Here is a 12,204-nt window from a genome sequence, read left to right on the forward strand (position 1 = left end):
ATAAATTCCAATATGTTACAGTAAATTTAGTAGTTACATATATAGTCAATTTTTGGAAATATGCACTATATCGTAATTGCTAGAATAGTTAACAAAGGAGGGGTGAACAAATGAAAGGCAAACTAACTTTGGCTGTATTGTTTTCAGTTCTAATCATGTTTGCGACAGTCCCGTCGGTCTTTGCTAATCACTCAGGCAATCTGAATTGCGATGATTTTGACACACAAGCTGAAGCACAAGCACATCTTGAAGCACATCCAAATGACCCGGATGGATTAGATGGAGAAGGAGATGGGGTTCCTTGCGAGGGTCTTCCATCAGGTGATTCTGATGCATCCAGCAATGATAATACATCCACTGATAATGATTCTGATAACACTTCATCAGAAGAATCTACTTCATCTGACGAGTCTACTACATCTGAAGAAACTACATCATCTGAGGAACAAGGTGGCGAGTTACCTGATACCGCATCAACATTACCACTTGGTATCCTGGGTGGCTTAGTTGCAATGGTTCTTGGTGCCCTGGGTATGCGTAAGGGTATGCGTAAACAGCAGTAATCTTTGAGGGCAGGCGATCTAATCGTCTGCCTTTATAGGTAGGAGGAGAAACCAATATGATTCGTAAATTATCGATACTTTTGTTTGCGATTGGTTTCGTTGTTTTTGTCTATAATGGCTGGAATTATTTTCAGGCAACACAGTCTGTCGAAAAAATACCAGAAGAGACAGAAGCAGCAGTTGTTAATATGGATAAAAAAGATAAGAGATCAAAAAAAGAGAATGTTAGCGATTCAAGTCATAAAGACTTTAACCCACTCACTCTCAATTTTGATTATAAAAAAGGCAAGAAGATAGCTATACTGGATATCCCGAAGATTGACAAACGTTTTACAACTTATTGGGGAACAGGTGAAGATACGCTTAATAAAGGCGTTGGTATGTATGTAAGTAAGTGGACAACAGTTCCCAACCACGAAACAGGTCATACAGTACTTTCTGGTCATCGCGATACCGTCTTCATTGGGCTGGACAAGCTTGAACAGGGTGATATACTTAAAGTTCACTACAACGGTGAAACCTACGAATATGAAATCACGGCTACATGGATTACTGATGAGGATGACCGGACAGTAATTGTTAAAAAAGATGACCCTACTTTGACGCTTACAACATGTTATCCATTTGATTATATTGGTTTTGCGCCTAAGCGTTATATTGTGCAGGCTATTTTGGTGGAATGAAAGGCATCAAATAAACCATTCCAATTGAATATCAATTGTACAAAAACCCTCTATAAAATAAATTTGCATCTATGTGCTCAGGGTTGGGGCAATCATGTCTTGATCAAGTCCAATTCATGTCGCAGATGGATTAAAACATGACATCACTGGGTCAATTTGGTGACTGTAACATTCGACAAATTTCAGGGAGTGATAGGCACTGAAAGCTCCCCTTAAACCACCTCCCCCAAAAAACTCCTCCCCTCAGCAGTCTTAGGCAGTTTAAAGAAATCACAAAACGTAGCGCCCACATCTGCCATGGTATCCCTCAACCCAATGTTAGCCTTTTTTACTCGATCTCCAAAAATCATGATGGGCACGTATTCTCTCGTATGATTAGAATGGCCAATTGTCGGATCATTTCCATGGTCGGCCATAACTACTAATATGTCTTCCTTGTCCATTTGTGAAATGAATTCCTGTAACCATTTATCGGTCTCATTCAATAGATTACAATACCAGTCAACATCTTCAGCATGACCTGCAAGATCTGTTTCCTGAATGTTTATTAAAAAAGCCGCATCATCATTTTCCTCATGGTAAGCTTGGGTCACTTCTTCCAATAAATCGGTTGTGTTCACAATTGGATTGGACGGTCCTTTTCCATGAAGAACATCCGCAGTCTTACCGAACCGGTGAACCTTTAATCCATGTTCTGCTGCAATCATCGGAAACTGTCTATCGATTTCAACTCCGTAACCCATATGGAAGACTTCATAGCCTTTCCCGTAAACGCCCGCTTGCGGTGTATCGACACCATATTGTTCATTCTTTTTTTTAACACACGATAGAATATATTCAATTGATGTATACGGACCTCCAAAAGCAATAACTCGGCTTGTGTCTACATGATCCCGGACAACTCTTCCAAGTTTCTTCACGTCGTCAAAGGGCATTTTTTTTAAATCTGCAGTTACATTTATAATGTTTCCTGCAGTTGATTCTAAATTGTCGGCCACTATCGCAGCACCGTTAACTAACAAAACAGGTTGTTTATCAAAGGGATAAGACACATTATATCCCGCTTTTTCGAGGTTTTGCTTCATTTCAAGGTGAATATCAATCATAAACCTTTTAGTCGACTTTTCCGGGCAACTCCCCGCAATTTCCTGATGACCCAAATAGGTATCCGCACCATGATGGGCAAGTTTTGAATATCCATACGCATTTTTCGGAGCGGGAATACCGTCCACTAATGAACCTAACCCTGAATGATACATGAAAGGAATTTGCAAAGAATCCTTTTTCTCTTCCTCGATATGTCGATATGTGTTTGCATCACAATCTGAGGGGGCAAATTCCCTGCAATCATCCATCGCGCCAATACCGAAACTGTCGATAACAAGAAGGGTCATTTTTGACATATTATCACCAATTCCTTTCAAAATGAATAACCTTAGGGTTTCCTGTTTGGACACCTTCAACAAGTGCAACATGTGCCCGTGTTACAAAAATTTGTGAACGGAATGCAAATACCGCTGTATCTCCAGTTTTTATCGTGAAATTGTTTGTGTTTTCAATTGTTCCATAGTAATCGATCGTTTCCGGATTGTTTTGATAGGCTTTAGTGAATTGTTTTAAGATTGATTCTTTATCACTGCCTACCAGACATCCTTTCATTCTTGAACGACCATAATATCCGCCGGCAATTACTTGACAGTTGCCGTTATATTCATGGGAGACTTCTGTTACGTAAACAGTCGCCGGTTTTTCAGGCAAATCAGCATATGCATGTAATGGTGTTGTTCCGGTTAACCCATGACCAGGCTCACTATGTGTAATGCCGTTTTTAGCAAGATATGGTATTGTCTCACAGCTTGTTCCACTAGGTCCGTTTACCTGTTTAATGTAAATTCCCTTATCAGTTAGCACTTTTTTTGCTTGTAATAACGTATGAAAATTGTTTGTCGGAATCATAGTTGTTTTTTGTTCATTCAGTTCCAAATTAGGAAACGTCGTAACTCCAACAATGGTAACCCCTGTTAAGCTTTTGATTTTATCAACTGTTTCAGGCAAATCCTTTAGCAAGATTCCGCCTTCTTGGCCTTCATAACATTTATCTTCGTAACTTGTAACCTTTAACAAAATATCCTGACATTTCCCTAGGCTCTCAGCAGTTTCAGACACCTGTCTTGCCCTTTCAAAAGAAAACACTGTAACGACTTCTGGATTCCAGCCTAGCACTTCTTTCCATTGATGTTTTCCCGGTTGGACCAAATGCCCAATATTGCCAATTGCAATGCCGTGATCAGCCAGCACCTTTCCTTCGTCAAAATCAACAGCAACTGCCTTCTTTATCCCACTTTCGACAATAATATCAGCAAGTTTTGGAATCCGTCTTAATTGCTTACTCATGAAGTATAAATCCATACCGTTTTCCGCAGCTGCAGTTGCAAGTTTACTGGTATTTTCCTTCAAAGTATCTACATCAATAACATACGTATTAGGGGGAATGTCACCTGCCTGATGAAGAGAAACCCCTTCTTGTATGAGCTGTGGATTCCTCCGTTTTGTTACATCCAAAAACATAGCGGTCCTCCTCCTGTTTGAATTGTTTTATTGTTTAGCTGCATTGTTAATAGCTTTTTCCAGTATATTCAGTACAGTGGAAGCCCCTGATTTCATCGGATTAATACGAAGCCCATATTGTTTTAAACTGGGCTGTGCTTCTATAAAACTACCTGAGACTCGATAAATCATAGGAATCATTTCATATTTTGATTCTGCTCCTACAGGATGTGTTGCCGCCCCATATTTATTACTCAATTTAATGACTTCTGGAGCAATTGCCTCCTGTAATTCCACGATAACGTTTTTTGATTGCGAGTTAGTCATATAAGCAGCTGTAATTCCCTTTATTTCGCCCTCATTCAAATGTCTGCATACTTCCTCAACCTGTTCATTTTGAATAGCCAGTGAAACAGGGGCAAACGTCATCATGCGTAATAACTCCATTGCTTCGTACCCCTGCACCTGGCCCCCACCAGAGTAATTTCTACTTTGTAATGATTTTATCCCGTCTTCTTTTCCTGCAATAACCCCAATGCCTTCCGGACCTAGTACCTTAAACCCGGAAAAAGTAGAATAATCCGCACCATATTCAACGCCAATTCCTGGTGTCTTCAGTGCACAATAATTATCGTCAACGATTACCGGTAAATCCGGGCGTACACTTTTCACCGTCTCTATCACCTTTTTTAAATCGTAGGTATCGGTTGGTTGTTGTCGTGCATGCTGAACATAAAATACCTTACACGTTCGATCTTGAAAAACAGTTCTTTCAACTTCAGCGAGATCATTATAATTAATGGACTTATATTCCAAACCCAGCAATCGGATTGTATCTTTTGTGGTAGTGTAGACTGGTGCAGTATGAATAAACATTGAATCACCAGCTGCCATCAATGTGCTCAAGATGGTACGAATAGCGCCTGTCCCGGCACCACGTACAAGAGCTGCCGATTCCGTTTCAAAAAAGCCAGCTAACGTCTGCTCCACCTTCTTCGTTTGTTCAGGTTGTTTATATCTTTGGGCTACACCAAGATCTCCCATCGACAAAAATTCCTCACCCGAAAACTGCCAACTCATATTTTTAACTAATTTAAATTGTAATTGCTGTGCTTCCTGAACTGACATGGAGGGAAGTACTGAATCCGCGTATTTTAACTGTGATGGATCATAAGCCATTATGATTACTCCTTTATCGAATATGCATTTGCAGGATTGTTTACCAGTAAATCTGTTATAACCTGATTTGAGACTCCGGCTTCCTGCAATTTGGGAATGAAGTCTCTCAATACAAGATCATAGCCGGGTCCACCATGTTTTTTCCAGTGGGATTTTCTTGTTAAATCTGCCGAAAGTAATATTTGTTTGTGAAAACCCTTCTCAATAAAATCAAGCAAAAATGCCATTCGCTCTTCATCCGGACGGTAGTTAATTTTTCCAATCGTGTCAAAGCCTATATATACACCAGAATGAAGGACATCAAGCACTTCTTCCTTATTTGGGTTTAGATCCTGGTGTCCGATTACAATTTGATCAGCCGATAGACCAAGACCGAAAAGCATGTCTACCTGCTCTCTTCCCAATGTTCCTAGTGTTGTATGTGTAGAGACGGTCAAGCCAGTTTCCACACCTGCCTTGCCAGCGCCCAAAATAAGTTCTCGTTCAATCGGCTTTATTTCATTTTTACTTGTTCCAACTTCGCCAATAACCCCTGGATAAATATCAGTTTCATCAATGCCTTCATTAATTTCATTTATAAAATGAGCTGCAAATTGATCCTGACTCCACCCTCGCGCAAACTTAGGAATAAAGGGATCTTTATAAAATCCGGTACATGTAACAATATGAACACCCGATACCTCACTCAAGTGCTTCAACCTTTTTACATTTCTTCCCATTCCATCATTCGTAAGTTCAATCAGTGACCTGCCACTTGCTTCATAAAAATGATGCAGTTCTTCCTCCATTCCCGGTACGTCATCCAATATCGTATCCCGGTCATTTTTAATCCTGGATAGGTCGATTGATAAATGCTCGTGGGCTGCACATACCCCAAACTTATCTTTCTCTACCCTACCTATAACGGTTTGTATCACGCTTATTCACTCCTGCTATTGTGGTATTGTCATAATTCCCATGGCTACCAAAATGTTTGCGATAATACCTACTGCGATTGCACCGACAGGACCAACTGCCATACGTACAATTGGACGACCGGCCACTTCATTCAATAAATAAAAGCCTGCTATGAAGAAGAAACCGAAACCGGGCGCAATGGCGTTGGCTGCATTTGCACCACCAATTAACAATGCCACTTCTATTAATCTGGTCATCGCATTCCGAATGTTTTCGCCTGAATTTCGAACTCCAGGATAATTGTCCAGGAATTTAGCAATGGATCCTAACAGCATGACCTCCAGGAAGATAACAATGGCACCAATAATGACCGCTACCCAAACATTTGGGGAGAATAGCCCGACAACGAATATTAACGTGAATCCCACTGGACTGTAGACACCAGTTGCAATGGCAGTACTTGCTACCAGAGGAATAAAGCCGAAAGCACGTGCGGCTGCCGCAATCCCCGAATCCGTTTGTTTTCCTTCTGCCAATAAGCTAAGTGAAATTGGATCACCAGCCATTAATAATAGATTGGTTGCACCAGCAATTAAGGCACCAATTACCATAAAATATGCCACATTCTGTTTGATAGCGCTTACCTTTTCACTAAAAATGGATGCCAAATCAACCGATTCTTCTTCATTCTGTTTTTCACGCATCGCATAGACAAAAAGAAAAATCATTCCTGCAATTAGCGCCATACCTTCCTGATTTAAGTTAACAACATTACCGCCGATACTGATAAATTCATTTTCATTTACAAATACAGCCAACTGCCTTACGATGGCCGCAACAATAAAGGTTAATACACCTTTTTTAATGCTGAACTGCATTGCAACTGCCAATGCTGGGAAGGCCATGAACATGACAACTACTGGTGTTCCAACTTGGCCCATTGGTTCCAGGAAGTTTACCGGTAAATATTCAAATAATTTTACGAATCCATCTAAACCGGCCAGTAATCCCCAGCCGTATAATCCCCCTACAACAGCCGCGACCAGCGAACCCCATTTATTCTTTGGGACAATCAAGCCGATGATATCCGTACCTAATAAAATACTATGCACCAAAATAATACTGGCTGTGATTGTAAAGGGAATACCAAATCCAATTACAAGTCCAAAACTCATGGCAAATGCTGTTAAACCTAGTTCTCTACGTTTTAACCTTCCTTCAATATGTTCCCCAACAATTGGACGCAAGCCATCGTTAAATACAGCGATGTTATGATTCGCTAACACAGCTGCGATTGCACCAATTAAAATGACAAATACTGCCTCCATCATAAATCCCCCTCAGCTTTTAATGCTGATGATTCTTAATAGCATTAATAATCATTGGTACCGCCTTTTCCATATGATCCCCGGTAAATCCGAAAGCCTTTTTACCGTCTTCCACTGCTTGAATCACTTTCTCTTCATTCGGTTTCCTGCCCGGCATTGATACCGTTTCACACTGATCCTTTCCGATTAGTGCAATTGCCATTGCAAGTGCGCCACCGCCACCTGTATGACAAGCACCGAGATAATAATCAGCCTGTCCCGTTTTAATAGCCATTGCTGCGTCCACATCTGCTTTGATAACGGTTTCAATTGATGGATCAATCGTTTCTATTAATGCTTGCATCTCCTTTTTTTCCACTTGTCCGCCGATTACCATTTTCATTTAACCCGTCCCCTTCATTCGTATTGAATATATTTGTAAAATGCAATTTCAAAAAATTTACCTCTTCCTCAGGTAACAACTTCCCCCAACTATTTTCAACAAACTCCACAAGCCCCCTCGCTTTCGGATAATTAGCTGAGCCTTCCACTTCCTCCATCATCACAGATGCAGGACTATCCACCGCTTCACTCCTTTCTATTCTCGTTAGGGCCATAGGCAAATGGGTGAACAGCATTTCACCATTATCCAAACTCTTTTTATCCAACCGTCTCACCGTTGCATGAAACGATTCGACGGTTACAGAATATGCGCGCTCACTTATCACACCTTGCTCTAGTAATATATCAAGTCTGCCTTCAAGTTCCTGTAGATTCACAAGCTTCCCCCCCTTGATTCTAGTAATGCGGTAACTTTTTGCGATCAATTACTTTTCTTTGAATTCTCACGATTTCCTGACTATCCAGTTCAGTTAAGTATTCAGCTATTTCTTCCTGATTCTTTTCGATTAAAACGACAGATGTTGAAGCCTTTTCAGCCAACAGATTAGCCTGTGCGGAGTGGAAACTGACCCTCTTTAGTGTATCTGATGCCCTGTCTTCATCTGAGTTCCAGACAGCTGCATCGATACCACCTTGCTGTAATTGCTCGAATAACTGCATATAGTTTATGGATACGAGCTCTACATCTTTACCTTCACATTCCAGAAGCGTTATTTTCGACTGGTCTATAGAAGTATAATCAATACCAACGCGCATCCCATCCCTAATGTGTTCATTATCAGGGTTTGCCAAAAAAACCTGGTGCGAACTGACGTAGGTTTGTGGACCAAAATTTGCGACGATTTGTAAGTTATCATTATCCTTTACTGCCTCTTCAGCCGCCAGTTGTGACATAATGACAAAATCACATCTGCGGGCCTTTAATGCTTCAACCCGCTTCTTGGCCCCACGGATGTAAGCCAAATTGATGCGATTAAGCTTCATTTCCGATACTTCAATCAAACCGGTAGCCAAACCCTCATACATTTTTGAATAAGGTAACGGCATTGCGCCCAAATAGGAACCAACACCCGCAATTTCTTTTAATAAAAATTCATCTTTGGTTATCAGATAAGTTCCCTGATGTCCCCTGGATTCAAGTTCAACAGCCTGAAGATTTTCCAAAACTTTTAATCCACCCTGTACTGTTCCGCGACCTAAAGATAGTTTTTCCGCAAAATCATCAACCCTGGGAATCCGATTTCCTTGATCAACATAAATTAACATCTTAGCAATTTCTTTTGCTGCAAAACCATTTTTTGAATATAAACTCTCCCAAATTCTATTCACTGTATTCACCAGCCAGTATACTAGATATTGTATATTAAAAGTGTAACGCTTTTATTATTAGGATTCAATAGAAAATTTGTAAAATAACAATAACATTGTATGAGTTAGTTGAATTGTTTATGCGCTCAAATTAAAAAATCCTGATAACAATACTGCTGCCAGAAAAAATATGACTAAGCTCCATCAACCTAGCAGTCTCTATATTCCTTAAAACCTCCCTTCGATTTAGGGAAATGTTTATCCTCTCTTCCATTTAATGGTCAATCCCCTTCGTCAGGCGCATGGAGAACTTGTAACCACATTCATCTCGTGTTACGATATTTTATAAATTATCAGTATATTTCCACAAAGGCTGATTTCTTATAATTGAGATAATACAGTCGAATGAGAAACAACCGTAAAAACGAATGGAGGTTTATGAATGAAAAAGTTTTGCTTCAGTACGATTATATTAGTGCTTGTATTTTTTATGCTAACATCACCGGCATACGCTAATAACGGGCAAAGCAAGCTAAGTCACGGGTCGCCGCAAAGTGTAAACATGGATAAAAAAACATTACAAGAGATCGATGACATAGTAGAGGAAGCAATATCCAACCAAATAACTCCAGGAGCAGTAGTGCTGATTGCCAAGGAAAATAAAATTGTAAAAGAGAGTGCCTACGGGTTTGCCAAAAAATATGACATGGGCACACTTTTTAAAAACCCAGTAAAGATGACGAAAAAAACAATTTTTGATTTGGCTTCAATCACAAAAGTAATGGGTACTACACAGGGGATTATGAAACTTGTTTCAGAGGGGAAATTATCTGTTGAAGATAAAGTTTCCGAATACATCCTTGAATTTGCTAAAAACGGTAAAGGACATATAACAATCGAAGACTTATTAACACATACATCAGGTCTGACTCCATGGGAACCAACTTATTTATACGCTGATAACCCCGAAGAAGTGCTTGATTATATTAACAATCTGTCCCTTGAATATGAAACTGGAACCGATAGACGCTACAGTGATTTTAGTTTCATGACTTTGGGCTTTGTCATTGAAAAAATCAGCGGCAAAAAACTAGATGAGTATTTACAGATGAATGTCTATGAACCCCTGAAAATGAAAGATACCATGTTCAATGCAGCGGAAAATACAAATAAGCGAATTGCAGCAACTTCTTTTGGAAACGCCTATGAATACAAAATGATAGATGATCCCAACTTTGGCTATTATGTGGAAGAGGACCCAGATATGTTTAACGGATGGAGAAACTATACGCTTCAGGGAGAGGTGAACGATGGGAACAGTTATTATGCGAACAATGGTGTTGCAGGGCACGCCGGCCTTTTCTCAACAGCTCGTGACCTGGCAGTTCTAGCACAAACCATGCTGAATAATGGCAACTATGGGAAAGTAGATTTATATGATAAAGAAGTAATTGAGAAATTCACTTCGGAACAACGATTCGGCCAAGGTTACGGTTGGGAAAAGAATAAAGAGTGGTATATGGGCAATAGACATTCAGAGCAGGCATATGGTCATACAGGATTTACTGGAACACAAATAATCATTGATCCTAAATATAATCTTCAAATCATTGTCCTTACTAACAAACAAAACAATGGTCCACTTGAAAGCGGATACTTGCCAAGCACAGGACCTCTGTCACAAGAAATTGTTAACACCGTTTATGAATCAATAAGCAAATAAAAACATAAAGCCAATCCACAATGGCTAAAATTTTATATTTACTTATTACCCAAAAATAAGCGAAAAGAGTGATGATAATTTAGAGCATTAAGTGCGTTTCAATACAATAGCTGAGGACAGAGTGTAATATACTCTGTCCTTAGCTGAAGTGGAATAAGTGCCTGTCTCTCTGGCTGACACTAATATGACAACAATTGATGAGGGTGTTCTTTTGATTCGGTAAACCATATATCGTATCCTATGTCTAATCCATATTTTCAAGTTCTTAGGTTAAGCGAAGTGATAAACTTTGTTCCCTTCTTTAATTTAAGGAAGGCTACAGCATGGAAGGGCCGACGTTTACTTCCAAATCCACCTGCTTTAGCAGTTGGACGTTTAAAGGCATTATCTAAATTCACTTTGCACGGATTACCTTATTTATCTACCTTTACCCGGTCAGAAAACAACTGATCAAATATAACTTTAGCATATGTCTTAACCTCATGAAGCCCACTATCTATCCCATACCTTACGTATTCGTTATTTGACATTGGAGCATTTTCTACCAAATTGACTGTATCAGGATCAAGTTCCCAATTCATGATCACCTTTCTAGCACCCTCTTTTAAACTGGCGCTTTTCTCACCGAACCAAGGGCCAAAATCCCATCCAAGATTGTTCGAAAATGAAACAGGATGCTTAGACCCTCCAACAACATCTTTAGGAAGACCGAAAAACTCCCCGGATGTTTTTTCCGGATTTGCAAGTTGAGTTAAGTCATCAGCTATTATAAATACTTGTAATAATTCATAGGATATATCGGGTCGCTCATGTTTTTCTACTAAATATCCTTGAAGTTTATCTTCAATATCTTTACTTAACTCAAGAATTTTTGCTACCGAATGTACCACTGGTGATGAATAATCGCTCATAAATAACTACTCCTAACTATTGGTTTTTGTAATAACCGAGGTGTGCCTTAAAAATTGGAAAGAGAAAAAGATAGCCCAGTAAATAATAAAAAACAAAATCCATTGACTATTATTCTAGCACCATATTTTTGAGAAGTATAGAACGGTGCTAATTCCGAGAATGACCGAAACCAAGAATTCTTGCATCCCCACAACCACCGCACAATTATGTATACAGATAAAGGAATTATCATAATATAAACTAACCAGAATATATTGTTTATGAAATGTCGGAGGTTACATCAATGAATAAAGAAGAATGGCGCAAATCATTTATCGATAAAATAAAAAAAAACGAATTGGAGTGAAAAGACTTTTTCGGTTAAGAAAGTACAGTTTAATGGACCAATTGACACGCTGCAGCAAATATCTCCTGAAATTCTGAGGATACTAAAAAAACCCCGCTGATGCAGGGATTTATCGCATATATTTTTTCAGTTTCGATAAAATTAAATCATTATCAAAGTCCTCTTTTTTTACATCAAAATTCCTTTTAGAGGCCTCCAGGTAAGATTGCTTTAACCTTGCTTTACGTGTCATTCTAGGATTTTTATTCTCTGGATGTCCACGGCGTTCTTTTACAGCTTGATCTTGTGCCATAAAATTCACCTTCCTTTAATTTAATTTTACTGCATATGCATATGT

Annotated in this window: 13 protein-coding genes; 3 read left to right on the forward strand and 10 right to left on the reverse strand. The window is 39.4% G+C overall.

The genetic code is table 11. The features are described from left to right. Positions 1–110 precede the first annotated feature (110 nt). On the forward strand, positions 111–563 hold the full coding sequence (locus HUX68_RS10255; protein ID WP_174614736.1) for an excalibur calcium-binding domain-containing protein: 453 nt from the start codon (positions 111–113) through the stop codon (positions 561–563). A gap of 56 nt (positions 564–619) precedes the next feature. Further along, the gene (locus tag HUX68_RS10260) at positions 620–1,246 is read left to right on the forward strand and encodes a class D sortase (protein WP_246206658.1); all 627 of its coding nucleotides are present in this window, start codon (positions 620–622) and stop codon (positions 1,244–1,246) included. 212 nt (positions 1,247–1,458) lie between these two features. Here HUX68_RS10260 and HUX68_RS10265 read toward each other — a convergent pair whose 3' ends face one another. From HUX68_RS10265 to yhfZ, 8 genes are read right to left on the reverse strand one after another with little or no spacing between them, the layout of a single operon-like run. Then, positions 1,459–2,649 (reverse strand): phosphopentomutase, encoded by a 1,191-nt coding sequence (locus tag HUX68_RS10265; RefSeq protein ID WP_174614737.1) that lies wholly within the window; start codon positions 2,647–2,649, stop codon positions 1,459–1,461. Positions 2,650–2,653: 4 nt separating this feature from the next. Next, on the reverse strand, positions 2,654–3,814 hold the full coding sequence (locus HUX68_RS10270; protein ID WP_174614738.1) for an alanine racemase: 1,161 nt from the start codon (positions 3,812–3,814) through the stop codon (positions 2,654–2,656). Positions 3,815–3,841: 27 nt separating this feature from the next. After that, positions 3,842–4,972 carry an aminotransferase class V-fold PLP-dependent enzyme gene (locus HUX68_RS10275; RefSeq protein ID WP_174614739.1) on the reverse strand — a complete coding sequence of 377 codons (1,131 nt, stop codon included), beginning with the start codon at positions 4,970–4,972 and terminating at the stop codon, positions 3,842–3,844. 5 nt (positions 4,973–4,977) lie between these two features. After that, a complete protein-coding gene (locus HUX68_RS10280) occupies positions 4,978–5,889 on the reverse strand; it encodes a phosphotriesterase family protein (RefSeq protein WP_174614740.1) in 912 nt (303 codons plus the stop codon). 15 nt (positions 5,890–5,904) lie between these two features. Continuing rightward, entirely contained in the window at positions 5,905–7,197 is a 1,293-nt protein-coding gene (locus HUX68_RS10285) for a YhfT family protein (RefSeq protein WP_174614741.1), read from the reverse strand. 19 nt (positions 7,198–7,216) lie between these two features. Next, the gene (locus tag HUX68_RS10290) at positions 7,217–7,579 is read right to left on the reverse strand and encodes a DUF2620 domain-containing protein (RefSeq protein ID WP_174614742.1); all 363 of its coding nucleotides are present in this window, start codon (positions 7,577–7,579) and stop codon (positions 7,217–7,219) included. Continuing rightward, a complete protein-coding gene (locus HUX68_RS10295) occupies positions 7,515–7,955 on the reverse strand; it encodes a PRD domain-containing protein (RefSeq protein WP_174614743.1) in 441 nt (146 codons plus the stop codon). Before HUX68_RS10295 ends, HUX68_RS10290 begins: the two co-directional genes overlap by 65 nt. Before the next feature lie 19 nt (positions 7,956–7,974). After that, positions 7,975–8,907, reverse strand: coding sequence for a GntR family transcriptional regulator YhfZ (gene yhfZ / locus HUX68_RS10300; protein ID WP_174614744.1), 933 nt, complete (start codon positions 8,905–8,907; stop codon positions 7,975–7,977). 421 nt (positions 8,908–9,328) lie between these two features. On the opposite strand from yhfZ, the gene HUX68_RS10305 reads away from it, so the two are divergent. Further along, positions 9,329–10,609 carry a serine hydrolase gene (locus HUX68_RS10305; protein ID WP_217424800.1) on the forward strand — a complete coding sequence of 427 codons (1,281 nt, stop codon included), beginning with the start codon at positions 9,329–9,331 and terminating at the stop codon, positions 10,607–10,609. A 413-nt stretch (positions 10,610–11,022) separates the two neighbouring features. Here the strand turns inward: HUX68_RS10305 and HUX68_RS10310 are convergent, their stop codons facing one another. Together HUX68_RS10310 and HUX68_RS10315 are read right to left on the reverse strand one after the other, a co-directional pair. Beyond that, positions 11,023–11,520 carry a hypothetical protein gene (locus tag HUX68_RS10310; protein WP_174614745.1) on the reverse strand — a complete coding sequence of 166 codons (498 nt, stop codon included), beginning with the start codon at positions 11,518–11,520 and terminating at the stop codon, positions 11,023–11,025. A 456-nt stretch (positions 11,521–11,976) separates the two neighbouring features. Further along, entirely contained in the window at positions 11,977–12,159 is a 183-nt protein-coding gene (locus HUX68_RS10315; protein WP_174614746.1) for a hypothetical protein, read from the reverse strand. Between the last annotated feature and the right edge of the window lie 45 nt (positions 12,160–12,204).

The sequence above is a fragment of the Virgibacillus ihumii genome, assembly GCF_902726655.1.
In the GTDB taxonomy this organism is placed as follows: domain Bacteria; phylum Bacillota; class Bacilli; order Bacillales; family Amphibacillaceae; genus Lentibacillus; species Lentibacillus ihumii.